Raw genomic sequence first — 23,748 nt, forward strand, 5'->3', positions numbered from 1 at the left:
GAGTGGCGCGATGCTTCATGCCCCGCCGGGCCGCTTTACCGCCCGAGAGGCCCAGTCCCCCGCGGATCTGTCCCGCGTACGGGCGCTGCGGGCCATCTGTTTTCGCAATCCCTCCTTGCAAGAGTGCGACGCCTTTGACCAAGCCGCGCGCCATGTCCTGATCGAAGAGCGCGACAGCGCAGCGGCGGTCTGTTGCTTTCGCCTGACGGCCTTCACAGGCGACACATTGCAGCACAGCTATTCGGCGCAGGTCTATGACCTGACCGCCCTGCGACAGGTCGAAGGCCCGATGCTGGAACTGGGGCGCTTTTGCGTGCATCCCGAATGGCAGGACCCCGATATCCTGCGCCTCGCATGGGGTTGGCTGGCGGGGCAGGTCGACGCCCAGGGCGCGGCGCTGCTCTTTGGCTGCACGTCTTTCGACGGGGTGGAGAGCGGGCGCTACCGCGACGCCTTTGCCCTGCTCAACAGCCGCCATCTTGCCCGGGCGCCGTGGCGGCCTGGCGTCAAAGCGGCCGAGGTGATCCGTTTCGACAGCATCGACGCTGCGGATATCCGCGCGGGGCTGCACCAGCTGCCCCCCTTGCTGCGCAGCTATCTGGCGATGGGGGGCTGGGTGAGCGACCATGCGGTGGTCGACCGCGCCATGAACACGCTGCATGTCTTTACCGGGCTTGAGATCGCCGCCATCCCGCCGGGGCGCAAACGGCTGCTGCGGGCCTTGGCAGCCCCGAAAGCCGCCGCGGGACATTGACCTTGTGCGCGCCGGGGGATAGCTGGCAGCTATGGCACGCGCACCCCTTTTACAACTCACCGATATTTCGCTGACCTTTGGCGGCGATCCTGTTTTTCACGACCTTTCGCTGGTGGTTCAGACCGGCGACCGGCTGGCTTTGGTCGGGCGCAACGGCTCCGGGAAATCCACGCTGATGAAGGTCATGGCCGGGCTGGTCGAAGCCGACAGCGGCGCTGTCGTCACCGGGCCGGGCGTCTCGGTCGGCTATATGGAACAGGAGCCCGATCTGTCGGGCTTCGAGACCCTGGGCGATTTCGCGGCCCATGGGCTGGACCCGGGCGAGATGTATAAGGTCGAACGGGCCGGCGAGGGGCTCAAGTTCGATCCCGCCCGCCCGGTCGCCACCGCCTCGGGCGGGGAACGCCGCCGCGCCGCGCTGGCGCGACTGATGGCCGAAGAGCCGGAGCTGATGCTGCTCGACGAGCCGACCAACCACCTTGATATCGAAGCGATTGCATGGCTCGAAGCGGAGCTGAAAAGCACCCGCACCGCCTTTGTCATCATCAGCCACGACCGCGCCTTCCTGCGCAACCTGACCCGCGCCACCCTCTGGATCGACCGGGGCGCTGTGCGCCGTCAGGAGATCGGTTTTGAGGGTTTTGAAGCCTGGCGCGATCAGATCTGGGAAGAAGAAGACATGCAGCGCCACAAGCTCAACCGCAAGATCAAGGCGGAAGCGCGTTGGGCGGTTGAGGGGATTTCGGCCCGGCGCAAGCGCAACCAGGGCCGTGTGCGCGCGTTGCAGGAACTGCGCGCCGAACGCTCGGCCCAGATCAAACGGCAAGGCACCGCCGCCATGGCACTGGAGGCCGGGCCAAAGTCTGGCCGTAAGGTGATCGAAGCGACCGGCGTGGCCAAGAAATTCGGCGACAAACAGATCCTCCGCGATTTCTCGATCACCGTGCAACGCGGTGACCGCATCGCGCTGGTCGGGCCGAATGGGGTGGGCAAGACCACGCTGCTCAACATGCTGATCGGTAAGGAAGAACCGGATCAGGGCGAGATCAAGCTCGGCACCAATCTGGAGCTTGCGCTGTTTGATCAGGCGCGGGCGCAACTGGATGGCGACATGACGCTCTGGGACAGTCTGACCGGTGATCCGGAAATGCGGGTCTCGGGCAAGGCCGATCAGGTGCTGGTGCGCGGCCAGCCGAAACATGTGGTGGGCTACCTGAAAGAGTTTCTCTTCGACGAAGCCCAAGCCCGCGCGCCAGTGCGCTCGCTCTCGGGCGGGGAGAAGGCGCGGCTTTTGCTGGCCAAGATCATGGCGCGTTCCTCCAACCTTCTGGTGCTGGACGAGCCGACCAACGATCTCGATGTCGAAACGCTCGACCTGATGCAGGAGCTTCTGGGCAATTACGATGGCACGGTGCTGCTGGTGAGCCACGACCGCGACTTTCTCGACCGCGTCGCCGCGACCACCATCGCCATGGAAGGCGACGGGCGCGCCACGGTCTATGCCGGGGGCTGGAGCGATTACATTGCGCAGCGCGGGCAGGATGATTTCGCCGAAAGCGTGGTGAAGGCGAAGCCGTCGAAAGCGGATGCGAGACCGGAAAAGAAACAGAGTTCCGGCGGGCTGAGTTTCACAGAGAAACACCGGCTGGAAGCGCTGCCCGCGGAGATTGCGCGGTTGGAGGCCGAGATCGCCAAGCTCGAAGAATTGCTCAGCGATGCGGAGCTTTTCACCCGCGAGCCGGTGAAGTTCCAAAAGGCGACCGATGCATTGGTTCAGCGGCATGAAAAACTGTCAAACGCCGAAGAAGAATGGATGACGTTGGAGGAAAAGGCCGAGGGCTAGGCGCCTGCTGTGTCTAGGGCGATCTGCGGCCGGTAGCCGGCGCCGAACGCCGCGACGATGCAGGGCGGCGTGAGCAGGGTGACATGGCCCCGAGGCCGGGGCTGCGGGGCGGCATAGCCTGCCGGTTCATAGGGGTGAAACGCCCCTGCGGCGAGGACGCCCGCTGTGCCGTTTCCGTCCAGGATGAAACTGCCCTCCGGCAGAGCGCCTGCCGCGACGTCTTTATGGCGGCGTTGTTGATAAACCCGAGGCACCGCGCGCTCCGCGTGCAACTGACGATCCAAATCGGCGGCGGGGCCGGGGATATCGCAACAGGCGCGGAACCTTTGGTAATCTGCGTTCCGGCATTCTGCACAGGGGCGGTGCCCGGCGGCAAAGGCCACCGCCTCGTCCAGAAAGAACAATTCGGTATAGTGGCGCGGCGCCATCAGTTGGCGCCGCCTGCCTTTGAACCTCAGCCGACAGCAGACCCAGTTCTGATGCGCCCAGCGGCGTTTGGGGTGCAGCCCATGCGCATCATGCAAAATGCCGCGGTTGCCCATAAAGCCTCCCCGCGCCGGATGCGCGATAATCTCTCCGTCGGGCTGCACACGGTTTTGCAGGGGCATCAGCGCATCCTGAGCGCCCCGTCGAGGCGGATCACCTCGCCATTCAGATAGCCCATCTCAACAATGAAGCCGGCCAGCCGCCCATATTCCGACGGCTCGCCCAAACGGGCCGGGTTCGGCACATCTTTGGCAAGCTCGGCCTGCACTTCGTCGGGCAGCCCGGCCAGCATCGGAGTTTTGAAAATGCCCGGCGCGATGGTCATCACGCGGATGCCGTCTTTGGCCAGATCGCGGGCCATGGGCAGGGTCATGCCGACAATGCCCCCTTTGGAGGCCGCATAGGCCGCCTGACCCTTTTGCCCGTCGAAGGCCGCGATGGAGGCGGTGTTGATGATCACCCCGCGCGCGCCGTCGGGCTCCGCGTCATTGCGCGCCATCGCCACGGCGGCCAGACGCGCCACATTGAAACTGCCGACAAGGTTGATGTCCACCGTGCGCTGGAACGCGTCGAGCGGGTGGGGGCCGTCGCGCCCCGTGGTCTTGATCCCAAGTGCGATGCCGGCACAGTTCACCGCCGCGGTAATGCGCCCCATTCTCTCGACCGCGAAATCGACCGCCGCCTGAACCGAACCCTCATCCGTGACATCTGTCGCGATGAAATGGCCGCCGATCTCCCTGGCCACCGCTTCGCCCCTCTCGGCATCTCGGTCAAGCAGGGTCACCTGCGCGCCCTCTGCGGCGAAATGACGTGCTGTGGCCTCTCCTAAGCCCGATGCGCCGCCGGTGACAATGGCGGCTGTGGTGTCGAGTTTCATGCGCTGGCTCCCCCCGAATATGAACACTTGTTCAGTTCAACACGAAGCGCGGGGCGGTGCAAGCGCGGCTAGCCCAAAGGTCGCCAATAGAGCCAACTGCCGCCCGTGGCCCGCGGCTGCGCCCCGCTGCGCAGCTTGAACCGGCTGAGCCCGGGCGTGCGCGGGTGCAAGGGGCCGAGGTCAAGCTGGCAGTGCCCCCTCTCGGCCAGCCAATTTGCCCCGCGCCAGAGCAAAAGGTTATGGGCATGACAGGCTTTCCCGTCCCGGCAACTATGCCCGATATGATAGGTCGCGCCCCGGCCATAGCAGAGAAAGAGCATATGCGCGACGGGTCTGCGCCCCTGCCATGCGGTGAAAAGACGGGTCTGTCCGGGGGCGACGCGGGCGAAAGCCGCCGTAAGACGCGGCGGCCATGAGGCGTAGCGGCGCGCGCGGGCCTGTGCGGCCTCGGCCAAGAGAAGCGGATGATTCGGGTCCGGCGGCAAAGGCGCATGGGTCACGCGCAGACCCGCCCGCTCGGCGCGGCGAAGCTGGTTGCGCCATTTGCCATGCAGGGCCGCGCGGCGCGCGTCTGGCGACGGGGTCAGATCCAAGACCGCACAGGTCTGCGGCGCGCGCAGCCGCAGGGCCGGGGGCAGGGCGCAGGGATCGGGCGGCGAGAGGATAAGCGGCACGCGATGCAGCCCGACCGCGCGCAGCTGCGCCCATAGATCAGGCGGAGGGCGGGCGCGGGGCAACATCGCAACGCGCAGCCCCAAGATCCGCCGCTGCAAGAGGATCAACCCGCCCGGGAGCCGCAACGGCCTTTGCCCACAGGCCCGGAGAGCCGTGGCAAAAGCGACATCCTGCAGCAAGCTGCCGGCCGTGGGGGCGGTGGCGTCAATCATAGGGTCATTGAGACCGAATAGGATTAAGCCGCCGTTAAAACCGGTCAAACAGGGGCAAGATTGCCCCTGCCGACAACTCTAGCCAAGCTGCACCAGCGAATGCCGCTTCTTGCCCGCGCTGAGCTTGATCGGAGAGGCCAGCGCTGTCGCGTCGAGCATCATCCCGGCATCCGTCAAAGGTTGATCGTCGATCCGCGCGCCATTCTCGGCAATCAGACGTTTCGCCTCTTTGCCCGATCCGGCAAGGCCCGATTTCACGATCAGCTGCACGATGGAAATCCCATCGCCCACATCGGCCGCCGAAAGGGTCAGGGTCGGCAGATCCTCGCCCACACCGCCCTTTTCAAAGACTTCGCGTGCGGTGGCTTCGGCATTGCGCGCGGCCTCCTCCCCGTGGAGCAGCCCCGTCACCTCATTGGCAAGCCGCACCTTGGCCTCATTGATCTCGGAGCCGGCCAGCGCGCCCAGACGGTCGCATTCCTCCACCGGCAATTCGGTGTAAAGTTTCAGGAAACGCCCGACATCGGCATCGGTGCAATTGCGCCAGAACTGCCAGAATTCGTAGGGCGAAAGCATATCGCCATTCAGCCAGACCGCGCCGCCCGCCGATTTGCCCATCTTCTTGCCATCGCTGGTGGTCAGCAGGGGCGAGGTGAGACCGTAGACCTCGCCGTCGATCACCCGGCGCGTCAGGTCGATGCCGTTGACGATATTACCCCATTGATCCGACCCGCCCATCTGCAAGAGACAGCCATAGCGGCGGTGCAGTTCCATGAAGTCATAGGCCTGCAAAATCATGTAGTTGAACTCTAGGAAAGACAGCGACTGTTCGCGGTCGAGCCGTGATTTCACGCTCTCAAAGCTCAGCATCCGGTTGATCGAGAAATGCCGCCCGATGTCGCGCAGGAACTCAAGATAGTTCAGCCCGTCGAGCCATTCGGCATTGTTCAGCATCAGGGCATCGCTTGGCCCGTCACCGTAATCAAGGTAGCGGGCAAAGACCTGACGGATGCCTTCGATATTGTCGTTGATCGCCGCGGGCGTCAGCAACGGGCGCTCGTCCGACCGGAAAGAGGGATCGCCCACTTTGGTCGTCCCACCGCCCATCAGGGTGATCGGCTTGCCGCCGCATTTCTGCAGCCAGCGTAGCATCATGATGTTGACCAGATGGCCCACATGCAGCGATTTGGCGGTCGCGTCATAGCCCACATAGGCCGGCACCGCGCCTTTCAGCAGGGCTTCGTCCAACCCCTGATAATCGGTGCAATCGGCCAGGAAGCCGCGCTGCATCATCGTGTGGATGAACTCCGATTTGGGATGGTATGTCATGGTGACTTGCCTCAAAACTGTATTGCGGGGCAATCTATATGCGCAGAAGCGACAAAGGAAAAGGCCATGAATAAGGCCATGCACAGGCAATGGAGCGGAACCGGGGTGGTGACGGCTCTTGGGATGATGTCAGGCACCTCTCTGGACGGGGTGGATGCGGCCATCCTGCACAGCGACGGGCATGACATCACCGGTTTCGGGAAAAGCGCCTACCGCAGCTACACCAGCGCAGAACGGGCGGTGATCGCAGGTGGGTTCGGGCGCTGGCAGGGGGCCGAGGTCGAGGCGGCGCGCGAAGCGGTGGAGGCCGCGCATCTGGCGCTCTTGCGCGAGGTCTTGCAAGAGGAGGCTTCGGTCGACCTGGTCGGTTTCCATGGCCAGACTCTGGCCCATGCGCCGCGTTTGCAAGGCACGTTGCAGGTCGGCGACGGGGCGCTGCTGGCGCGCGAGATTGGCCTGCCGGTGGTCTGGGATTTCCGCAGCGCCGATGTCGAGTTGGGCGGCGAAGGCGCGCCGCTGGCGCCGTTCTTCCACCATGCCTGCGCACGCTATGCGGGGCGGAAGGGGCCGGTGGCTTTTCTGAACCTCGGCGGCGTGGGGAACCTGACCTGGGTCGATCCGCGCATTGATAGGCCAGAGGCCGAAGGCGCGTTGCTCGCCTTTGATACCGGCCCTGCCAACGCGCCGATCAATGATCTGATGCAGGCCCGTCTGGGACAGGACTTTGACGCGGGCGGCAAGCTCGCCGCGCGGGGGCGGGTCGAGCAGGGTGCGTTGGAGCTCTTCCTCGCGGAACCCTATTTCGCCCGGATGCCCCCGAAATCGCTCGACCGAAACGATTTTGCCGACATGATCGCCTTGGTGGGCGAGCTCTCGGACGCTGACGCCTGCGCCACGCTGACCGCCATGTGCGCCGCCGGGGTGGCCGAAGGCATGCAGCATTGTCCGGCCCCCCCTGAATGCGTTTTCGTCACCGGCGGGGGGCGGCATAACCCCGTGTTGATGCGCATGCTGGATGTCAGCCTCGATTGCCCCGTCGCGCCGGTCGAAGAGATCGGGCTCGATGGCGATATGCTGGAAGCCCAGGCCTTTGCCTATCTCGCGGTGCGGGTCGCGCGCGGCCTGCCGACATCCTGCCCCGGCACAACCGGCGTGCGGGCTGCCGTGGGCGGGGGAACCGTCAGCCGGGTCTGACTCAGCATCCAGCCGATTGGGACCAAAGGGTGCCGCTGCGGGGGGTCTAAGAGCAAGACTTGCCGAAAAGAGGGCATCAATTTGCGATCTTCGGCATATTTTTATCAATGTTGCGTGAAACGGTCTGTTTCCGAAATAAAATGAAACATTAGCGCCTGTTCACGCGTCGTTTTCCTACGGGGGCAAAGCGTGCATAGCGCCGATCCCGATGGGGTCGGCTGCATTGCAGCATCCTAATGGAGGAAACAAATGACGTATTTTATTAGTGCAACTTTCAAACATTCTTTAGCCGCCACTGCGGTGGCGTTTTTAATCGCTCCGACAGCGCAGGCTGATATCGGGGTCGGCGTAGGTGTCGGCATCGGCGGAGACAACGGGGTGAATGCGGGCGTCGGCGCCAGTGTCGGTGGTGACAATGGTGTCGGTGCGGGCGCTGGTGCGAGCGTCGGCGGTGACAATGGTGTCGGCGCGGGCGCTGGTGCAAGCGTCGGCGGAGACAATGGTGTCGGCGCAGGCGTCGGTGCCAGTGTTGGCGGTGACAATGGTGTCGGCGCGGGCGCTGGTGCCAGCGTTGGCGGCGACAATGGTGTCGGCGCGGGCGTCGGTGCCAATGTTGGCGGTGATAACGGGATCGGTGCTGGCGTGGGTGTCGGCGTTGGCGGGGGCCACGGGGCTGGCGCTGGTAACGGCGGGGGCACCGGGACGGGTGCTGGTAACGGCGGAGGCACCGGGGGCAACCAGGGTGCGCAACCGGGCACCGTTCCCCCCAAAGTGACGACGCGCAGCACGTTGGGCGAGAGCGGCAATGGGGCAACGCAGACGCAAATGAACATCACGGCGCTGATTGGCGTGCCCGTCTGGAGCCGAGATCGCGTCTTGATCGGCATGATCGAAGGGGTCGACCCCGGCCCAAATGGCAAAGTCGACACCGTCGTGCGGCTTAACAAAGCGCTGCCCACTGACAAGGATGTCATTCGCCTGCGGGTTAGACCGCGGCTTTCGGCCAAGGGAGCCTTGGTGCTGAACTATTCCAAGCGGCAGTTCGTCCAACTCTTTTCGGGCTAAATGGGTGATGAGGATGCGCAGAGGGGGCGGTGGTGACATCGCCCTTTCGGTTAGCGGCCCGCCGCAGCATCCGTATCGGTCAGCGACTTTTCGTAAAAGCAGATCGCCTCACGCGCGAAATCGGGTGTTGGCTGATAGGGGCCGCGCTCAATAAAGCCAAGGGACTGGTAGAGCGCACGGGCCGGGGCGAAGGCGATCGAGGTGTCGAGATAGACTTTCTCAAACCCATCGGAACGCGCCTGATCGATAAGGGTCTGGCAGAGCGCGCGGCCCGCGCCACTGCCGCGGGCGGCGTCGGTGACGTAGAGCCGTTTGATCTCGCTCTCGGTCGCGCTCAGCGCATGGGACATGCCGCAGCCGACGGGCAAGCCATCGCGCAGGGCCAGCAGAATGATGCCGCGCGGGCGGGCGTGTTCTTCGGCCAGACGCGCCATCAGTCGCGCGTATTTGTCCTGCGGATAGAAGGTCTCGACAATCCTGCGCTCGGGCGGGGCGAAATTGAACAGGAACTCTCGGTAGGCCCAGCAAAGCGCCACCACCGCCGCGAGGTCTGCGGCGCTGGTGACGGGTTTGATGGTAAGCCGCGACATTAGCCGCGCAGGATCGAGCGGCCCGCGTATTGCGCGGTCTCGCCCAGCATTTCCTCGATACGGATTAACTGGTTGTATTTCGCCAACCGGTCCGAACGTGCCAGCGAACCGGTCTTGATCTGGCCGCAGTTGGTGGCGACAGCGAGATCCGCAATGGTGGCATCCTCCGTCTCGCCCGAGCGGTGCGACATGACGTTGGTGTAGCCCGCGCGATGCGCCATATCGACGGCTTTGAGCGTTTCGGTAAGCGTGCCGATCTGGTTGACCTTGACCAGCATCGAATTCGCGCAGCCGCGCTGGATGCCATCGGCCAGACGGGCAGGGTTGGTCACGAAAAGATCGTCGCCCACCAGTTGCACCTTATCGCCCAGCAGATCGGTCAGCGCCTTCCAGCCCTCCCAATCGTCCTCGGCCATACCGTCTTCGATGGAGATGATCGGATAGTCGCCCACGAGGGCGGCAAGGTAGTCGGCATTCTCGGCGCTCGACAGGGTTTTGCCTTCGCCCGACAGGACATATTTGCCGTCTTTGAAATATTCCGTCGCGGCGCAGTCCAGCGCGAGATAGATGTCCTCGCCCGGCTTGTAGCCTGCCTTTTCGATGGATTTCAGAATGAAATCAAGTGCATCGCGGCTGGAGTTGATATTGGGCGCAAAGCCGCCTTCATCGCCGATCCCGGTCGAAAGTCCGGCTTCGGAAAGCTCCTTCTTCAGCGTGTGGAACACCTCGGCCCCCATGCGCACCGCTTCGCGGATATTCTCCGCAGCGACCGGCATGATCATGAATTCCTGAATGTCGATCGGGTTGTCCGCATGTTCGCCGCCGTTGATGATATTCATCATCGGCACTGGCAGAACGCGGGCGGTGGTGCCGCCGATATAGCGGTAAAGCGGCTGTGTGCAGTAGTCGGCGGCGGCTTTGGCAGCGGCCATGGAGACGCCCAGGATCGCATTTGCGCCAAGGCGGGATTTATTCTCGGTCCCGTCCAGTTCGATCATCATCTCGTCGATCTCGACCTGTTCGGTCGCGTCGATCCCGACCAGCGCCTCGGCGATCTCACCGTTCACCGCGGCGCAGGCTTCCAACACGCCTTTGCCCAAATAACGCGATTTGTCGCCATCGCGGCGCTCATTCGCCTCATAGGCCCCGGTCGACGCGCCCGACGGCACCGCCGCGCGGCCCATGGTGCCGTCTTCGAGGATAACGTCGACTTCGACCGTCGGGTTGCCCCGGCTGTCGAGGATTTCGCGGGCGTGGATGTCGATGATCGTGCTCATGGGCAATGTCCTCAGTTTCGGATTTGGGGCGGTTTACCCCGGCAGACCGGGCTTGGAAAGACCGCGGCGGGGCCGGGGGCGAATTTTGCGTTCACGCCAGAGGGTATAGACGCCCGATGCGATGATGATGGCGGCGCCCACAAGGGTCAAAGTGTCGGGGGATTCGTCAAAGACCATGATCCCCACGACCAGCGCGAAAAGCATCCGCATGTAGCGAAAGGGGGTGACAAAGCTCACCTCACCAACCCGCATTGCCGCGACGATGGCGTAATAGGCCAGCACCCCGATCACCACCGCACCGCTGAGATAGAGGATCTCGGCCTTGCCGGGTGTGGCCACCGGCGCGCCAGTGGCAAGCATCAGGACCAGCCCCGCGGGGACCAGAACGATGAAGGCCAGAAAGCTGAGCTGCATCGAACTGATGCTGGGCGGCACCTTGCGGGTGGCCAGATCGCGCAGCGCAAGTCCGATGACCCCGGCCACAGCAAAGAGCGACAGGGCGTTGAACCCTTCCAGCCCGGGGCGGATGATGAGCAGGACCCCAAGGAACCCCACGATGATCGCGCTCCACCGGCGCCAGCCGACAGGCTCTGCCAGAAACAGCGCGGCGCCAAGGGTCACCGCCAATGGGGTGGCCTGAAGGATCGCAGAGGCCGAAGAAAGCGGGGTCAGGACGATGGCGGTCACGAAACAAAGCGTGCCAAGGACTTCGCCCACCGCCCGCAAGAGGATCGGCCCGGTCAGCATATCGGCAGAGAACAACCGCCGCCCTTGAAGCAACAGGATGATCGCAAAGACCGTGCCACCGCCCGCGCCAAGGGTCGCGATGATCTGCCCCACGGGGAGCGCATCGCTGGTCAGTTTGATGAACATATCTTCAATGGCGAAACCGGCCATGGCTAGCACCATCAGAATCGCGCCGCGCAGATTGTCCATGTTTCAGCCCTTTCGCCCTTGGTCTTGCCCATCGGCCATGAACCTTTTGCAACGAAAGGGCAAGAGCGGGCGATGCGCGCCATGCGTGTATCTCTGGCGCCTGTAGCAGTCAGGTGCTAGCCCTATGGCATGAGATGGCCCAGCTTTCCCCGCAGCCCGCGTGACACGCCTTTGACCCTTGCCGTGGGGGGCGCGGGCGCGCTGCTGTTCTGGTGGCTGAACGCGCCGGTCTACATGCTGCTGGGGCCGGTGATCGCGGTGAGCATCGTGAGCCTTGCGGGGCTGCGAACCGGGGTCGATGCGCGGCTGCGGGATGCCTGTTTCATCGTGCTGGGCCTCGCCGTGGGCGCCGGGTTCAACCATGACGCGGTGAATGCGATGGTGCGCTGGCCGCTGGCCTTTGTCTTTATGACCGGGGTGATCTGGGGGATCATGGTGGTCTGCCGCGGGATGCTGGCACGCTTCTTTGGCTTTGACGCCCGCTCGGCGCTGCTGGCCGCCGCGCCGGGGCATCTGAGCTTTGTCATGGCCGTGGCCAGCGAAGGCGGATCAGATGTGGCGCGGATCTCGATCACCCAGTCGGTGCGGCTCTTGGCATTGACCATTGTGGTGCCCTTTGCGGCCCTGCTGATGGGGGTCGACATGACAGGTCAGATCACGCCCGCGGGGGCCGGGGTGGGGCCGCTTGCTATTGTGGCGCTGGTCGCCGCGGCGGTGCTGGTAGGCTTGCTCTTCAAACGTCTCTCCATTCCGGCGCCGCTGCTCATGGGGGCAATGGTTGTTTCCGCCATCGCCCATCTGACGCGGTTGGAGACCGGGGTGCTGCCGCAGTGGCTGACCATTTTCGCCTATCTGGTGCTGGGCAGTCTGATTGGCAGCCGGTTCTCGGGCATGACGCTGGCGCGGCTGAAGAGCGGGCTGGGGGCCGGGCTTGCGATCACCGGGGTGGCGGTGGGCCTTGCCGGTCTGGGCGCGGTCCCGGTGGCCTGGGCGCTTGGGATGCCTCTGGGCCATGTCCTGGTGGCCTTCGCGCCCGGCGGGTTGGAGACGATGATCGCCCTCGGCGCGGTCCTGGCGGTGGTGCCGGGCTTTGTCGCCGCCTGCCATATCATGCGGCTGGTGGTGCTGAGCGTGCTGCTGCCCGCGATGCTGGCGCGGGTCGCCCGGCGTGAGAAGCGCCCGGCGGAATAGGCGCGCCGTCAGGGTTTGAGCCGCACCATCAAACGGTTGCCGTCCTTGCGCGTCTCCAGCGCCTTCAGGTCCGCGGCCAGCGCGCTCAACTTGCCATGGCCATAGGTCCGGCTGTCGAAATCCGGATGCGCGGCTTGAATGGTCTGGCCGATCTGCCCGAGGTTGTACCATTCATCCTCGGTGTCGATCTTATCCATCGCCGATTTGAACAGGGGCAGGGCGTCGGCCACTTTCGCTTTGGCGCGGGAGGGGGCGTCAGGCTCCGCACTGTCGAGGTTTTCGATCAGGATGAAGCGGTTATAGACGTTGCGCAGCGAATCGTGGGTCTTTTTCTCGCCAATGCCGATGACGGTGACCCCATCCTCGCGCAGACGGTTCACCAGCGCGGTGAAGTCACTGTCCGACGAGACAATCACGATGATGTCAAAGCGGCGGCTGTGCAGGATGTCCATCGCCTGAATCACCAACCCGATATCGCTGGCGTTCTTGCCTCTGGTATTGGCGGTCTCCTGATGCGCCACCAGCCCCAATTCGCGGATCGGCGCTTTCCATCCTTTAAGGTGATCGTTCGACCAATCGCCATAGACCCGGCGCAGGGCAGGCTCGCCAATCGTGGTGACCTCGCGCATGATCGCCGCCGCATGTTTGGCTGGCACATTGTCGGCATCGATCAACACGGCCAGCAGCGGGCGCTCTCGGTCAGGCATCTGGGCACTCATGTTTTGTCCTTCTTCAACGGCACGCCATAGAGCTCCATCCGGTGCCCCCGCAGTTCATAACCCAGCTTGCGCGCGATCCGTTCCTGCAATTCCTCAATCTCGGCGTCGACAAATTCGATCACTTCGCCCGAGTTCATGTCGATCAGATGGTCGTGATGGGCGCGCTCGGCGTCCTCATACCGGGCCCGGCCATCGCCGAACTCCAGCTTGTCGAGGATGCCCGCCTCTTCAAAAAGCTTCACCGTGCGGTAGACCGTGGCGATGGAGATGCCGTCATCGATCGCCGTGGCCCGCGCCAGCAGTTCTTCGGCATCGGGGTGGTCGTCGCTGTTTTGAATGACCTGCGCAATGATCCGGCGTTGACCGGTCATGCGCAGCCCCATGGCTTCGCAGCGTTTGATGATCGGGTTGCGCATTGTCTTGCCCTTCGTCCGTCGGACCCCGTTCCTAGCATTGTAGCGCAGCGGGGTGCCACAGCAATTGACGCCCGGTGGTTGACTTTCCCCCGCGAAACGCCCATCTGGGGTCCAAGCGAAGCCTTCTGCCGCGTGAGCAGTATCAGCGCCAATCCCCCAGCGGGGCCGGATGCTGACGACAAGGCCCGCCGATGTTCCCAAAATCACGCGTGGGGCCAAGCGCGACAGACGGGTGTAGGGCATGTGGCCCGCGCCCGCGATCTGGCTTGCGCGACCCCGTGGCGCCCGAGCCGGGCGCGGCGACCAAGGATGGCGCGCGTCTTCGCGGGCCGGAAAGTGAACGAATGAGCGATTTTGACATGATGGGCCTGCCAAAGAAACTGGTGGCCCGGTTGAATGAAATGGGTCTGAAAGACCCGACCCCGATCCAGCGGCAAGCCATTCCGCAGGCCCTGAACGGGCGCGACGTGATGGGCCTTGCCCAGACCGGCACCGGCAAGACGGCCGCTTTTGGTGTGCCGCTGCTGGCGCAGATGATGGAGCTTGAAGGCCGCCCGGCGCCGCGTTCCGTGCGCGGGCTGGTCTTGGCCCCGACACGCGAGCTGGCGCAGCAGATCGCGGTGAACCTGCGCGGCTATGCCGAAGGCACCCCGATCAAAGTGGCGATGGTCGTCGGTGGCCAGTCGATCAACACCCAGATCAAACGTCTGGAACGGGGTGTCGATCTGCTGATCGCCACGCCGGGCCGGTTACTTGACCTGCTCGACCGCCGCGCGGTCAAGCTCGACACGACGACCTTCCTCGTGCTGGATGAGGCCGACCAGATGCTCGACATGGGCTTCATCCATGACCTGCGCAAAATTTCCAACCTGATCCCGAAAGAGCGGCAGACGATGCTGTTCTCGGCGACCATGCCCAAGCTGATGAATGAGATCGCCAACAGCTATCTCAACAGCCCGATCCGTATCGAAGTCTCGCCTCCGGGCAAGGCGGCGGATAAGGTCACGCAAGAGGTGCATTTCATCGCCAAGGCCGAGAAGACCGAGCTGCTGAAAGAACTGCTGGCCAAACATAAGGGCGAACGGGCTTTGGTCTTTGGCCGCACGAAACATGGCTCCGAAAAATTGATGAAGACGCTGGTCAAGGCCGGTTTCGACGCCGCTTCGATCCATGGCAACAAAAGCCAGGGGCAGCGGGACCGGGCGATTGCAGGCTTCAAGAATGGCGAGATCACCGTGCTGGTGGCCACCGATGTGGCGGCGCGGGGCCTCGATATTCCGGATGTGAAACACGTCTATAACTTCGACCTGCCGAATGTGCCGGACAACTATGTCCACCGCATTGGCCGGACCGCGCGGGCGGGCAAGGACGGCGCTGCCGTAGCCTTTTGCGCCCCCGATGAGATGGGCGAATTGAAGGCAATCCAGAAGACCATGGGCATTTCGATCCCGGTGGCCTCGGGCCGTCCCTGGGAGGTGATCGACGAGCCCGCCAAACCCAAGGGCCGTGGCCGGGGCCGCAGACGGTCCGGCGGCGGGGGGCGTCCCGGTGGCGGTGGCGGCGGCGGTGAAGGTGCGGCCAAGCCGAGCGGCGGTCGCCGTCGGCGGCGCGGCGGCGGCGGTAAGCCGGGCGGCCAGCAAGCGGCCTAGGCCGCGGTCACGTGATTGAACGATTAAGATGGCGCGTCGGGAAAAACCCCGGCGCGCCATTGACTTATCTGCGGCGGGCGGCGTTTCTAGCGCCATGGAACGCAAATCTCAGATCGATACTTTCGGCGCCATCGCCCTTGTGCTCTTTGCGCTGAACCTCGGCTTTAACCAGGTTGTCATCAAAATCGCCACCGGGGGTTTTAACCCCGTCTTTCTGGCCGGGCTGCGTTCGGCCGGCGCGGTGCTGGTGGTGTTGCTTTGGATGCGGCTGCGGGGGATCAGCCTGTCGCTTCCGCGCGACGCGCTTTGGGGCGGCGTGGCAGCGGGGGTTTTCTTTACGCTGGAGTTCATCTGCCTGTTTCTCGCACTGGATCTCACCACGGTCAGCCGGGCCTCGGTGCTGCTCTATTCCATGCCGGTCTGGCTGGCGCTGGCGGCGCATCTCTGGCTGCCGGGCGAAAACCTCAGCGGGCGGCGGCTGCTTGGCCTCGGCATGGCAATGGCCGGTGTCGGGCTTGCCTTGAGCGATTCCGGGGCAGAGGGGGCGAGCTGGACCGGCGATCTTCTAGCCCTGCTCGCGGCGCTTTGCTGGGCGGGGATCGCGCTTTGCGTGCGGATCACACCGCTCGCCAAAGTGCCCCCCGCGCAGCAATTGATGATGCAGCTTCTGATCTCGGCCCCGATCCTGCTGCTGCTGGCCCCGCTGTTCGGCGATCTGTTCCGGGGGGTCGAGCCCATCCATCTGGGCGCGCTGGTCTATCAGATCATCGCCGTGGCGAGCTTTGGATTCCTCGCATGGTTCTGGCTTCTGACGATCTACCCGGCCTCCTCGGTCGCCTCCTTCAGCTTCCTGTCGCCGATCTCCTCCGTCCTGCTGGGCTGGCTGATCTTGTCAGAGGATATCGCCGCCAATGTCTGGGCGGCGCTGGTGCTGGTGGCGGCGGGCATCTATCTGATCAACCGCAGGCCGCGGATGCCGCTCTGATCAGGTGCCGCAGAATGTCGCCGGCACGATCTCATCCTGCGTCGGCGGGCGCTGTAATTCCGGGTCGGTTTCCGTGAACGGCGTGGCGAGCGCTGTTATCAGCCGCTCGAAAGGCGCCATATCGCCGCCGACAGCAGCTTCGATCATCTGCTCGATCCTGTGATTGCGCGGAATGACAGCGGGGTTTGCCCGTTGCATCGTCGCAAAGGGATCTGCTTCCCCCTCAATCCGCGCCCGCCAAGCGGTGGCCCAGGCGTCAAAGGCCTCGCGGTCGGTAAACTGGTCGCGCGCGTCTTCTTTGCCGAGCGCGCGAAAGCTATTGGTAAAGTCCGCCCCATCCGTCTGCATCAGCGCCAAAAGGTCATTGATCAGGGCCACATCCGCAGCCTCCGGGGCAGAGATGCCGATCTTCGCCGCAAAGCGTCGAAGCCAAGCGGCCTCCAGCAGATCGGGCATGACGTGAACGATCTCGGTGGCCTCTTCGACAGCGGTCTCCTTGTCGTCCATCTGCTGCAAGAGCGAGGTCGCCAGCTGCGCCATGTTCCACACCGCGATCTGGGGCTGGTTGCCATAGGCATAGCGGCCCTGCCGGTCGATCGAACTGAACACCCGCCCTTGGTGAAAGGCATCCATAAAGGCGCAGGGCCCATAGTCGATCGTCTCGCCGGAAATCGCGCAATTGTCGGTGTTCATCACGCCATGGATAAAGCCAAAGGACATCCACTGCGCCACCAGTTCTGCCTGTGCCGCACAGACCGCGCGCAAAAGCCCCATCGGGCCATCTGCATCGGGGTAGTGTCGCGCGATTGCGTAGTCGGTGAGGGTCTTGAGATGGTCCGGCTGCCCGCGATGGGCGAAAACCTGAAAGGTGCCGACACGCAGATGGCTTTGCGCCACGCGGGTGATGATGCCGCCGGGCAGCGGACCGGTCTCGCGCAGCACCGGCTCGCCGGTGCTGACAGCGGCAAGGGCGCGGGTGGTGGGCACGCCGAGCGCATGCATTGCTTCGCTGACGACATATTCCCGCAGCACCGGCCCAAGCCAGGCCCGGCCATCGCCCATGCGGGAATAGGGCGTGGGGCCGGAGCCTTTGAGCTGGATGTCGCGGCGGATACCGTCTTGGCCGATCACCTCGCCCAAAAGAATGGCCCGCCCGTCGCCCAGTTGCGGGTTGTAGTTGCCGAACTGATGGCCGGCATAAAGCTGCGCCAGAGGGGCCGCGCCCTCGGGCAGGCGATTGCCGCCGAAAACCTGCGCCAGCGCGTTGTGATCTTCCCCTTCGATGCCCAGCAGCTTTGCCAGATCCGCATTCCATGCCAAGAGCTTGGGGTCTTTCACCGGCGTCGGATCAAGCCGCGTGTAAAAGGCGTCAGGCAGCGTGGCATAGCTGTTGTCGAAGGGTATTTTCATTACAATCTCCGCGACATGAGCATGTAATCCTCCCGGCTGCGAAAGCCCGCGCGCTGATAGAGTTTGAGCGCGGCGGTGTTTGTTCGGTCGACCTCAAGATGCACCGCGCGCAGCCCGCCCTGGGCCAGGGCGCGGGGCAGGGCGATCATCGCCTCGCTCGCAATGCCGCGCTTGCGCACACCGGGGCGGACATAGATCTCGTCAATCATAGCATCTAAGCCGCCAAATTCGACCGACCAGCCGAAACAGATCACCACATAGCCAATCGGCGCGCGCGGCGGGCCGATCAGATAGGCCGCCCCATGCGGAATGCCTTCGAGCAAGGGCGCAAGCCCCGTCCGACGCTGCTCGTCGGTCATCTCGATACCTGCTTCGGCATGGAAGGCCGCGACCAACCCCAGCAGTTTATCAAGATGTTCGGGCGCGCCGAGGGTCAGATGTGCGCTCATAAGCGGGCCAGCCTTTCGGTCAGCAGGGAAAAGAAACCGTCCGCATCCAGATCACCAATGAAAAGCGCATTGGGTTCCCGCTCGGTCACCCGCCACCAATCCGCGACGGTCATGCCCATGGTCAGCTCGGACTGGGTTTCGATCTCCACATTGATGTGGCGTCCGGAAAAGAGGTCGGGATTGATCAGATAGGCGGTCACGCAGGGGTCATGCAGCGGCGCGCCTTCGGAGCCGTATTTCTCCTTGTCGAAACGCTCGAAAAAATCGGTCATCTCTGCCACGGCGACACCGACGGGCGTGCCAAGCGCGCGGAAGGCGTCATTGCGCGGTTTCGTGACCAGCGCCTTATGAGTCACATCAAGCGGCATCACCACGATAGGAATACCGGATTTAAACACGATATCAGCGGCTTCCGGGTCGACATAAATGTTGAATTCGGCGGTGGGGGTGATGTTGCCCCCTTCGAAATAGCCGCCGCCCATCAGCACGATCTCTTGCACCTTTTCCGCAATATCCGGCGCCTTTTGAAGCGCGGTGGCGATATTGGTCAGCGGCCCGAGGGGGCAAAGCGTCACAGTGCCGGCAGGATGGGCGCGAAGCTGTTCGATAATGAAATCAACCGCATGACCTTCGGCCAATGGCATCGTCGGATCGGGCAGGTTCGGACCATCAAGGCCGGTCTTGCCATGCACATGTTCCGCCGTCACCAGATCCCGCCCCAGCGGACGGTCGCAGCCCGCATAGACCTTCATCTCGCGCCGCCCCGCCAATTCGCAGACGATCCGCGCATTTTTCGAAGTCAGATCCAGCGGCACATTGCCCGCAACGCAGGTGATCCCCAGCACCTCGATCTCCTCCGGGCTGGCAAGGGCCAGCAGGATCGCGACGGCATCGTCTTGGCCGGGGTCTGTGTCGATAATGATCTTGCGTGCGGTCATGGGGTGTTCTTTCGTGAATTTCCTTGCGCCAGAGCCTTGCCGGAGGGGGGGCTGATTGTCCAGCGATGGGCCGGCTGATTAGCTGCGTTCCGCCGCTTTGACGGCATCCCATAGGGCGTCCATCTCGGCCAGATCGCTGTCCTGCGGGGTCTTGCCCTCGGCGGCCAGACGCGCTTCGATCCCCTCAAAACGCCGGGTGAACTTGGCATTCGCGCGGCGCAGCGCGGCTTCGGGATCGAGCCCCAGATGGCGCCCAAGGTTGGCCATGACAAAGAGCAGATCGCCATATTCCTCCTCGACCTTGTCGGGGGCCAGGTTGTCTTTCGCCTCCACCAGCTCAGCGGCTTCCTCGGTGATCTTATCAAGCACCTCTGTCGTTTCCGGCCAATCGAACCCCACCCGCGCCGCGCGTTTTTGCAGTTTCAGCGCGCGCAGCAGGGCCGGCAGACCCACGGCCACCCCATCAAGCGTGCCGCCCTGCGCCTTGCCGGCGCGTTCGGCGGCCTTGATCGCCTCCCAATCCCTGGTCTGCTGTTCGGCGCTCTTGTCGCGCGATTCATCGCCAAAGACATGCGGGTGCCGCGCCACCATTTTGTCACTGATGTTGCGCACCACCGATTGAAAGGTGAAATGCCCGGCCTCTTCGCCCATCGCGGTGTGATAGACCGATTGCAGCAGCAGATCGCCCAGCTCGCCTTCAAGCTCTGCCCAATCGCGCCGGGCGATGGCATCGGCGACTTCGTAAGCCTCTTCAATGGTATAGGGCGCGATACTGTCGAAATCCTGCTCGATATCCCAAGGGCAGCCGGTCTCAGGATCGCGCAACCGGCGCATGATCTCCAAGAGTCGTTCGATCCCGGCATCGGAATCGTGAATGAGATCAGCTTTCGTTTTGTCCGGCATTGCAGGCCCCGCATGTCTGGTGTCAGATGCACCCTGAGCAAACCAGCCTCAAGGAGTCCAGCCCATGCCCGTGGTTAACCGTATCAATGCCTTTGCCGATGACATGACCAAATGGCGTCGTCATCTGCATACGATCCCTGAACTGGGGGTGGAATGCCACGAGACGGCGGCTTTCGTTGTCGAGCGGCTGCGCGAGTTTGGCGTGGATGAGATCCACGAGGGTTTTGCAACGACGGGCATCGTGGCGATCATCGAAGGGCAAGGCGACGGGCCGACGATCGGGCTGCGTGCCGATATGGATGCCCTGCCGATCCATGAGGCCACCGGCAAGGACTATGCCAGCACCCGCATGGGCAAAATGCACGCCTGCGGGCATGACGGGCATACCACGATGCTGCTCGGCGCGGCGCGCTACCTAGCGGAGACCCGCAATTTCGCCGGGCGCGTGGCGCTGATCTTCCAGCCCGCGGAAGAGACCGGCGGCGGCGCCGAAGTGATGGTCGAGGAAGGCATCATGGACCAGTTCGACATCGCCGAAGTCTATGCGCTGCACAATGCGCCGGGCTTTGACGAAGGCGCGTTTTTCACCACCCCGGGGCCGATCATGGCGGCGGTGGATACTTTTCACATCCATATCAAGGGCAAAGGCGGCCATGGCGCCTTGCCGCATGAGACCCGCGATCCGATCATGGCGGCCTGCGGCATGGCGCAGGCGATCCAGACCATCGTGAGCCGCAACCATATGGCGACCGAAGACCTCGTCGTCTCGGTCACCCAGATCCACACCGGCTCGGCGGATAACGTGATCCCCGAGACGGCCTATATCAACGGCACCGTGCGCAGCTTCACGCCAGAGGTGCGCGCCATGGTCAAACGCCGGATGCAGCAGATCGTCGAGGGGCAGGCGGCGAGCTATGACGTCGAGGTCGAACTGGTCTATGACGAAGGCTACCCGCCCACGATCAATGATGCCGCCAAGACGGAGTTCGCCGTAAAGGTCGCGCAGGACGTGGTCGGGGTGCCGCAGGTCCATGCGGATTACGGCCGCGAGATGGGGGCCGAAGATTTCAGCTATATGCTCGAAAAACGCCCCGGATCCTACCTGTTCCTCGGCGCCGGCGAAGGCGCGGGGCTGCATCACCCGGAGTATGATTTCAACGACGAGATTGCTCCTCTGGGCGCATCCTTTTTCGCCCGCATCGTCGAGCGGGCGCAGCCAGCAGGAGGCAAATAATGGCCCTTGAAGACGCAGCCAAACAGATCGACATGGCCTTCACCCGCGAAGACCTGAAAGGCCCGAGCTATGAGCTCACCTTTGGCGGGGCGACGTCTTTCCTGCGGCGCAAATACACCAAAGACCTGACCGGTGTGGACATCGCCGTGACCGGCGTGCCGTTTGACCAGGCGGTGACCAACCGTCCCGGCACGCGCCTTGGCCCCCGCGCCATTCGCGAGGCCAGCGCGCTGCAAGCGCCTGACGCGCCCTACGGCTGGGATTTCGATGTGCTGAGCGAATTTGCCATCGCGGATTACGGTGATCTGGCCTTTGACTATGGTCATGTGGCGCAGTTCCCCGGCGCGCTGACCGCGCATATCAAGACCATTCTAGATGCCGGGGCCGCCTCTGTCGTGCTGGGCGGGGACCATTACATCTCCTTCCCCATCCTCAAAGCCTATGCCGAAAAATACGGCCCGATCAGCCTGTTACAGTTCGATGCTCATACGGATACATGGCAGGATGACGACATGGACCGGGTTGATCATGGCACGATGTTCTACAAGGCGGTCAAATCCGGCATCGTCGATCCCGCCACCAGTGTGCAGGTCGGCATCCGCACCACCAATGAAGACACGATGGGCGTCAATATCATTGACGCGCGCAGGGTGCATGAACAGGGGCCGCAGGCAACTGTGGCGCAGATCAAGGAAATCCTCGGCGATCGTCCCTGCTATCTGACCTTCGACATCGACGCGCTGGACCCTGCCTTCGCCCCCGGCACCGGCACGCCGGTCTGGGGCGGGCTGACCTCGGCCCAGGCCTCGATCATGCTGCGCGATTTGGCCGGGATCAATATCATGGGCGGCGATGTGGTCGAAGTGTCGCCGCCCTTTGACACCACAGGCGCCACCGCCATCGCGGGCGCCCATGTGGCAACCGAGATCCTGTCGCTCCTAGGCCACCGAATGAGGACGGTATGAGCGCGAAGAACCAGCCGATCAGCGGCAATGATCTGGCGCGGTTCTCGGGCCCGAATACATTCATGCGCCTGCCGAGTGCCAATGATCTCAAAGGGCTGGACGTCGTTGTTCTTGGGGTGCCGATGGATATTGGCACCTCTTGGCGCTCGGGCTGTCGCTTTGGCCCCAAGGAGGTCCGCAGCCAAAGCGCGATGATCCGGCCCTATAATGTCGCCACCGGGGCGGCGCCCTTCGATGGGCTGCAGGTCGCCGACATCGGTGACCTGGCGATCAATACATTCTCCCTGTCAGAGTCTTTGCGCATTATATCAGAGAGTTACGACGCGATCTTAAACTACGATACGATGCCGCTGGCGATCGGGGGTGATCATTCGATGACGCTGCCGATCCTGCGGTCCATCGCCCGGCGCCATGGGCCGGTGGCGCTGATCCACGTGGATGCCCATGCGGATGTGAACGACGATATGTTCGGCGAGCGTGAGACCCATGGCACCTTCCTGCGCCGCGCCTATGAAGAAGGGCTCGTAAGACCCGATAAAACCTATCAAATCGGCCTGCGCGGGTCCGGCTATTCGGCGGAGGAATTTAGCGAGGTCGCGCAATGGGGCTTTCAACAGTTCCCGGCCCATGAGCTTTGGCATCGCAGCCTTTCGGAACTCGGTGCCGAAATCCGTCGCGATATCGGGGAGCTGCCGGTCTATGTGACCTTTGACATCGACAGTCTCGATCCCGCCTTCGCCCCCGGCACCGGCACGCCCGAGATCGGTGGACTGACCACGCCCCAAGCGCTCGAACTGATCCGCAGCCTGAAGGGGGCCAATATCGTCGGCGGTGACCTTGTCGAGGTGTCGCCCCCCTATGACACGAGCGGCGCCACCGCGCTGACCGGGGCCAACATCCTGTTCGAACTGCTCTGCGTGCTGCCCGGTGTTCTTTACCGATGACCCAAGGAAGGTGAGAAACATGATCTTCTGGCTGATCGTGATCGCGCTGCTGGCGCTTCTGGCCTATCTGCGCTTTGCACCGACGGATCTGGCGCGCTGGCATCAAAAGGCACCGGGGGAGACCATGGGCGAGACGCGGGGCCAGAATTCGATGATCTGGCGCGCGCCTGCGGCGGACAATCTGCTGAGCCGCTATGATGCGGTGATCCGGCAGACCCCGCGCACCGAGCAGATCGCCGGATCACTGGCCGAAGGGCAGATCACCTATGTCACGCGCAGCGCGCTCATGGGCTATCCCGATTACACGACCCTCGGCCTCTACGGCGATAATCCGCCCTATGTCGAGGTTTATAGCCGTTCCCGTTTCGGCAGGTCAGATCTGGGGGTGAATGCCAAACGTGTCGCTGGCTGGCGGGCGCAGGTCGAGGCGGGAGGATAGGCAGCCCTTTTGAACCTCGCGCCACATCGGCACATTGAGCGACATTTGGCATTGCGCCATGAACATCCGCCCATCCACTTGTAAACAAATGATTTCGCCCAATTCCACCCGATCGCCCCGGCGGTCGGTGCAGTAGCAATCAATCGTCTTGCCACCCGGCGCTTTGACATCGGCGCGGGCCGGGGCGCCGGTCGTCACCACCATCAGGAAGAGCGCGAGGAACACCTGTTTCATGCCCCATGATAGCATAATCGGCCTCTTGACCAAA

Annotated in this window: 26 protein-coding genes; 11 read left to right on the forward strand and 15 right to left on the reverse strand. The window is 63.5% G+C overall.

What is annotated here, in order from left to right; all coding sequences use genetic code 11:
* The first annotated feature begins 10 nt into the window (after window positions 1-10).
* Both AB4M76_RS09290 and AB4M76_RS09295 read left to right on the forward strand, forming a co-directional pair.
* Complete coding sequence (locus AB4M76_RS09290; RefSeq protein WP_368441544.1) at window positions 11-754, forward strand: GNAT family N-acetyltransferase; 744 nt, start codon at window positions 11-13, stop codon at window positions 752-754.
* A gap of 31 nt (window positions 755-785) precedes the next feature.
* Window positions 786-2,597, forward strand: coding sequence for an ABC-F family ATP-binding cassette domain-containing protein (locus AB4M76_RS09295; protein ID WP_368441545.1), 1,812 nt, complete (start codon window positions 786-788; stop codon window positions 2,595-2,597).
* On the opposite strand, the gene AB4M76_RS09300 is transcribed toward AB4M76_RS09295, so the two are convergent.
* The 4 genes from AB4M76_RS09300 to tyrS form a co-directional block, all read right to left on the reverse strand.
* On the reverse strand, window positions 2,594-3,205 hold the full coding sequence (locus AB4M76_RS09300) for a hypothetical protein (protein WP_368441546.1): 612 nt from the start codon (window positions 3,203-3,205) through the stop codon (window positions 2,594-2,596). The two genes, AB4M76_RS09295 and AB4M76_RS09300, sit on opposite strands and share 4 nt — an antisense overlap.
* Window positions 3,205-3,960 (reverse strand): 3-hydroxyacyl-CoA dehydrogenase, encoded by a 756-nt coding sequence (locus tag AB4M76_RS09305; protein ID WP_368441547.1) that lies wholly within the window; start codon window positions 3,958-3,960, stop codon window positions 3,205-3,207. Before AB4M76_RS09305 ends, AB4M76_RS09300 begins: the two co-directional genes overlap by 1 nt.
* Before the next feature lie 68 nt (window positions 3,961-4,028).
* The gene (locus tag AB4M76_RS09310; RefSeq protein WP_368441548.1) at window positions 4,029-4,847 is read right to left on the reverse strand and encodes a GNAT family N-acetyltransferase; all 819 of its coding nucleotides are present in this window, start codon (window positions 4,845-4,847) and stop codon (window positions 4,029-4,031) included.
* Window positions 4,848-4,925: 78 nt separating this feature from the next.
* Entirely contained in the window at window positions 4,926-6,176 is a 1,251-nt protein-coding gene (gene tyrS, locus AB4M76_RS09315; protein WP_368441549.1) for a tyrosine--tRNA ligase, read from the reverse strand.
* Between the two features lie 66 nt (window positions 6,177-6,242).
* On the opposite strand from tyrS, the gene AB4M76_RS09320 reads away from it, so the two are divergent.
* The gene (locus AB4M76_RS09320) at window positions 6,243-7,370 is read left to right on the forward strand and encodes an anhydro-N-acetylmuramic acid kinase (protein ID WP_368441550.1); all 1,128 of its coding nucleotides are present in this window, start codon (window positions 6,243-6,245) and stop codon (window positions 7,368-7,370) included.
* A 309-nt stretch (window positions 7,371-7,679) separates the two neighbouring features.
* On the opposite strand, the gene AB4M76_RS09325 is transcribed toward AB4M76_RS09320, so the two are convergent.
* Window positions 7,680-8,039: a hypothetical protein gene (locus tag AB4M76_RS09325; RefSeq protein WP_368441551.1), complete on the reverse strand. Its 360-nt coding sequence runs from the start codon at window positions 8,037-8,039 to the stop codon at window positions 7,680-7,682.
* A gap of 156 nt (window positions 8,040-8,195) precedes the next feature.
* On the opposite strand from AB4M76_RS09325, the gene AB4M76_RS09330 reads away from it, so the two are divergent.
* Window positions 8,196-8,435, forward strand: coding sequence for a hypothetical protein (locus AB4M76_RS09330; RefSeq protein WP_368441553.1), 240 nt, complete (start codon window positions 8,196-8,198; stop codon window positions 8,433-8,435).
* A gap of 50 nt (window positions 8,436-8,485) precedes the next feature.
* Here the strand turns inward: AB4M76_RS09330 and AB4M76_RS09335 are convergent, their stop codons facing one another.
* The 3 genes from AB4M76_RS09335 to AB4M76_RS09345 are packed head-to-tail and all read right to left on the reverse strand — an operon-like array spanning window position 8,486 to window position 11,238.
* Window positions 8,486-9,025: a GNAT family N-acetyltransferase gene (locus tag AB4M76_RS09335; RefSeq protein ID WP_368441555.1), complete on the reverse strand. Its 540-nt coding sequence runs from the start codon at window positions 9,023-9,025 to the stop codon at window positions 8,486-8,488.
* Complete coding sequence (gene eno, locus AB4M76_RS09340; RefSeq protein ID WP_368441556.1) at window positions 9,025-10,302, reverse strand: phosphopyruvate hydratase; 1,278 nt, start codon at window positions 10,300-10,302, stop codon at window positions 9,025-9,027. Before eno ends, AB4M76_RS09335 begins: the two co-directional genes overlap by 1 nt.
* Window positions 10,303-10,335: 33 nt before the next feature.
* Window positions 10,336-11,238 (reverse strand): DMT family transporter, encoded by a 903-nt coding sequence (locus tag AB4M76_RS09345; RefSeq protein WP_368441557.1) that lies wholly within the window; start codon window positions 11,236-11,238, stop codon window positions 10,336-10,338.
* Window positions 11,239-11,367: 129 nt separating this feature from the next.
* On the opposite strand from AB4M76_RS09345, the gene AB4M76_RS09350 reads away from it, so the two are divergent.
* The gene (locus tag AB4M76_RS09350; protein ID WP_368441558.1) at window positions 11,368-12,429 is read left to right on the forward strand and encodes an AbrB family transcriptional regulator; all 1,062 of its coding nucleotides are present in this window, start codon (window positions 11,368-11,370) and stop codon (window positions 12,427-12,429) included.
* 8 nt (window positions 12,430-12,437) lie between these two features.
* Here the strand turns inward: AB4M76_RS09350 and AB4M76_RS09355 are convergent, their stop codons facing one another.
* Complete coding sequence (locus tag AB4M76_RS09355; RefSeq protein ID WP_368442412.1) at window positions 12,438-13,136, reverse strand: NYN domain-containing protein; 699 nt, start codon at window positions 13,134-13,136, stop codon at window positions 12,438-12,440.
* Between the two features lie 8 nt (window positions 13,137-13,144).
* Window positions 13,145-13,564, reverse strand: a complete 420-nt coding sequence (locus tag AB4M76_RS09360) for a Fur family transcriptional regulator (protein WP_368441559.1) — start codon at window positions 13,562-13,564, stop codon at window positions 13,145-13,147.
* Window positions 13,565-13,908: 344 nt separating this feature from the next.
* Here AB4M76_RS09360 and AB4M76_RS09365 point away from each other — a divergent pair, with 344 nt between their 5' ends.
* Window positions 13,909-15,213, forward strand: a complete 1,305-nt coding sequence (locus tag AB4M76_RS09365; protein WP_368441560.1) for a DEAD/DEAH box helicase — start codon at window positions 13,909-13,911, stop codon at window positions 15,211-15,213.
* 94 nt (window positions 15,214-15,307) lie between these two features.
* Window positions 15,308-16,198, forward strand: a complete 891-nt coding sequence (locus AB4M76_RS09370) for a DMT family transporter (RefSeq protein WP_368441561.1) — start codon at window positions 15,308-15,310, stop codon at window positions 16,196-16,198.
* Here the strand turns inward: AB4M76_RS09370 and AB4M76_RS09375 are convergent, their stop codons facing one another.
* The 4 genes from AB4M76_RS09375 to mazG form a co-directional block, all read right to left on the reverse strand.
* The gene (locus AB4M76_RS09375) at window positions 16,199-17,614 is read right to left on the reverse strand and encodes a YdiU family protein (protein ID WP_368442413.1); all 1,416 of its coding nucleotides are present in this window, start codon (window positions 17,612-17,614) and stop codon (window positions 16,199-16,201) included. It abuts the gene before it with no gap.
* A complete protein-coding gene (locus AB4M76_RS09380; protein WP_368441562.1) occupies window positions 17,608-18,057 on the reverse strand; it encodes a GNAT family N-acetyltransferase in 450 nt (149 codons plus the stop codon). The genes AB4M76_RS09375 and AB4M76_RS09380 overlap by 7 nt, the downstream gene beginning before the upstream one ends.
* Complete coding sequence (locus AB4M76_RS09385) at window positions 18,054-18,995, reverse strand: nucleoside hydrolase (RefSeq protein WP_368441563.1); 942 nt, start codon at window positions 18,993-18,995, stop codon at window positions 18,054-18,056. The genes AB4M76_RS09380 and AB4M76_RS09385 overlap by 4 nt, the downstream gene beginning before the upstream one ends.
* A 78-nt stretch (window positions 18,996-19,073) precedes the next feature.
* Window positions 19,074-19,898, reverse strand: a complete 825-nt coding sequence (gene mazG / locus AB4M76_RS09390; RefSeq protein WP_368441564.1) for a nucleoside triphosphate pyrophosphohydrolase — start codon at window positions 19,896-19,898, stop codon at window positions 19,074-19,076.
* Between the two features lie 64 nt (window positions 19,899-19,962).
* Between mazG and AB4M76_RS09395 the strand changes: the two genes are divergently transcribed.
* The 4 genes from AB4M76_RS09395 to AB4M76_RS09410 are packed head-to-tail and all read left to right on the forward strand — an operon-like array spanning window position 19,963 to window position 23,480.
* On the forward strand, window positions 19,963-21,132 hold the full coding sequence (locus tag AB4M76_RS09395; RefSeq protein ID WP_368441565.1) for a M20 aminoacylase family protein: 1,170 nt from the start codon (window positions 19,963-19,965) through the stop codon (window positions 21,130-21,132).
* Entirely contained in the window at window positions 21,132-22,097 is a 966-nt protein-coding gene (gene speB, locus AB4M76_RS09400) for an agmatinase (RefSeq protein WP_368441566.1), read from the forward strand. Before AB4M76_RS09395 ends, speB (AB4M76_RS09400) begins: the two co-directional genes overlap by 1 nt.
* Window positions 22,094-23,041, forward strand: coding sequence for an agmatinase (gene speB / locus AB4M76_RS09405; protein ID WP_368441567.1), 948 nt, complete (start codon window positions 22,094-22,096; stop codon window positions 23,039-23,041). The genes speB (AB4M76_RS09400) and speB (AB4M76_RS09405) overlap by 4 nt, the downstream gene beginning before the upstream one ends.
* A 19-nt stretch (window positions 23,042-23,060) precedes the next feature.
* Window positions 23,061-23,480 (forward strand): DUF1499 domain-containing protein, encoded by a 420-nt coding sequence (locus tag AB4M76_RS09410; RefSeq protein ID WP_368441568.1) that lies wholly within the window; start codon window positions 23,061-23,063, stop codon window positions 23,478-23,480.
* On the opposite strand, the gene AB4M76_RS09415 is transcribed toward AB4M76_RS09410, so the two are convergent.
* Complete coding sequence (locus tag AB4M76_RS09415) at window positions 23,415-23,714, reverse strand: hypothetical protein (RefSeq protein ID WP_368442414.1); 300 nt, start codon at window positions 23,712-23,714, stop codon at window positions 23,415-23,417. The genes AB4M76_RS09410 and AB4M76_RS09415 overlap by 66 nt on opposite strands.
* Between the last annotated feature and the right edge of the window lie 34 nt (window positions 23,715-23,748).

It is taken from the genome of Sulfitobacter sp. PS-8MA (genome assembly GCF_040933935.1).
GTDB lineage: Bacteria > Pseudomonadota > Alphaproteobacteria > Rhodobacterales > Rhodobacteraceae > Sulfitobacter.

What these genes read in the sequence shown, in the direction of transcription:
- AB4M76_RS09290 (WP_368441544.1), top strand. Translation starts at nt 11, where the DNA reads ATGCTTCATGCCCCGCCGGGCCGCTTTACCGCCCGAGAGGCCCAGTCC.
- AB4M76_RS09295 (WP_368441545.1), top strand. Translation starts at nt 786, where the DNA reads ATGGCACGCGCACCCCTTTTACAACTCACCGATATTTCGCTGACCTTT.
- AB4M76_RS09300 (WP_368441546.1), bottom strand. Translation starts at nt 3,205, where the DNA reads ATGCCCCTGCAAAACCGTGTGCAGCCCGACGGAGAGATTATCGCGCAT.
- AB4M76_RS09305 (WP_368441547.1), bottom strand. Translation starts at nt 3,960, where the DNA reads ATGAAACTCGACACCACAGCCGCCATTGTCACCGGCGGCGCATCGGGC.
- AB4M76_RS09310 (WP_368441548.1), bottom strand. Translation starts at nt 4,847, where the DNA reads ATGATTGACGCCACCGCCCCCACGGCCGGCAGCTTGCTGCAGGATGTC.
- tyrS (WP_368441549.1), bottom strand. Translation starts at nt 6,176, where the DNA reads ATGACATACCATCCCAAATCGGAGTTCATCCACACGATGATGCAGCGC.
- AB4M76_RS09320 (WP_368441550.1), top strand. Translation starts at nt 6,243, where the DNA reads ATGAATAAGGCCATGCACAGGCAATGGAGCGGAACCGGGGTGGTGACG.
- AB4M76_RS09330 (WP_368441553.1), top strand. Translation starts at nt 8,196, where the DNA reads ATGAACATCACGGCGCTGATTGGCGTGCCCGTCTGGAGCCGAGATCGC.
- AB4M76_RS09335 (WP_368441555.1), bottom strand. Translation starts at nt 9,025, where the DNA reads ATGTCGCGGCTTACCATCAAACCCGTCACCAGCGCCGCAGACCTCGCG.
- eno (WP_368441556.1), bottom strand. Translation starts at nt 10,302, where the DNA reads ATGAGCACGATCATCGACATCCACGCCCGCGAAATCCTCGACAGCCGG.
- AB4M76_RS09345 (WP_368441557.1), bottom strand. Translation starts at nt 11,238, where the DNA reads ATGGACAATCTGCGCGGCGCGATTCTGATGGTGCTAGCCATGGCCGGT.
- AB4M76_RS09350 (WP_368441558.1), top strand. Translation starts at nt 11,368, where the DNA reads ATGAGATGGCCCAGCTTTCCCCGCAGCCCGCGTGACACGCCTTTGACC.
- AB4M76_RS09355 (WP_368442412.1), bottom strand. Translation starts at nt 13,136, where the DNA reads ATGCCTGACCGAGAGCGCCCGCTGCTGGCCGTGTTGATCGATGCCGAC.
- AB4M76_RS09360 (WP_368441559.1), bottom strand. Translation starts at nt 13,564, where the DNA reads ATGCGCAACCCGATCATCAAACGCTGCGAAGCCATGGGGCTGCGCATG.
- AB4M76_RS09365 (WP_368441560.1), top strand. Translation starts at nt 13,909, where the DNA reads ATGAGCGATTTTGACATGATGGGCCTGCCAAAGAAACTGGTGGCCCGG.
- AB4M76_RS09370 (WP_368441561.1), top strand. Translation starts at nt 15,308, where the DNA reads ATGGAACGCAAATCTCAGATCGATACTTTCGGCGCCATCGCCCTTGTG.
- AB4M76_RS09380 (WP_368441562.1), bottom strand. Translation starts at nt 18,057, where the DNA reads ATGAGCGCACATCTGACCCTCGGCGCGCCCGAACATCTTGATAAACTG.
- AB4M76_RS09385 (WP_368441563.1), bottom strand. Translation starts at nt 18,995, where the DNA reads ATGACCGCACGCAAGATCATTATCGACACAGACCCCGGCCAAGACGAT.
- mazG (WP_368441564.1), bottom strand. Translation starts at nt 19,898, where the DNA reads ATGCCGGACAAAACGAAAGCTGATCTCATTCACGATTCCGATGCCGGG.
- AB4M76_RS09395 (WP_368441565.1), top strand. Translation starts at nt 19,963, where the DNA reads ATGCCCGTGGTTAACCGTATCAATGCCTTTGCCGATGACATGACCAAA.
- speB (WP_368441566.1), top strand. Translation starts at nt 21,132, where the DNA reads ATGGCCCTTGAAGACGCAGCCAAACAGATCGACATGGCCTTCACCCGC.
- speB (WP_368441567.1), top strand. Translation starts at nt 22,094, where the DNA reads ATGAGCGCGAAGAACCAGCCGATCAGCGGCAATGATCTGGCGCGGTTC.
- AB4M76_RS09410 (WP_368441568.1), top strand. Translation starts at nt 23,061, where the DNA reads ATGATCTTCTGGCTGATCGTGATCGCGCTGCTGGCGCTTCTGGCCTAT.
- AB4M76_RS09415 (WP_368442414.1), bottom strand. Translation starts at nt 23,714, where the DNA reads ATGAAACAGGTGTTCCTCGCGCTCTTCCTGATGGTGGTGACGACCGGC.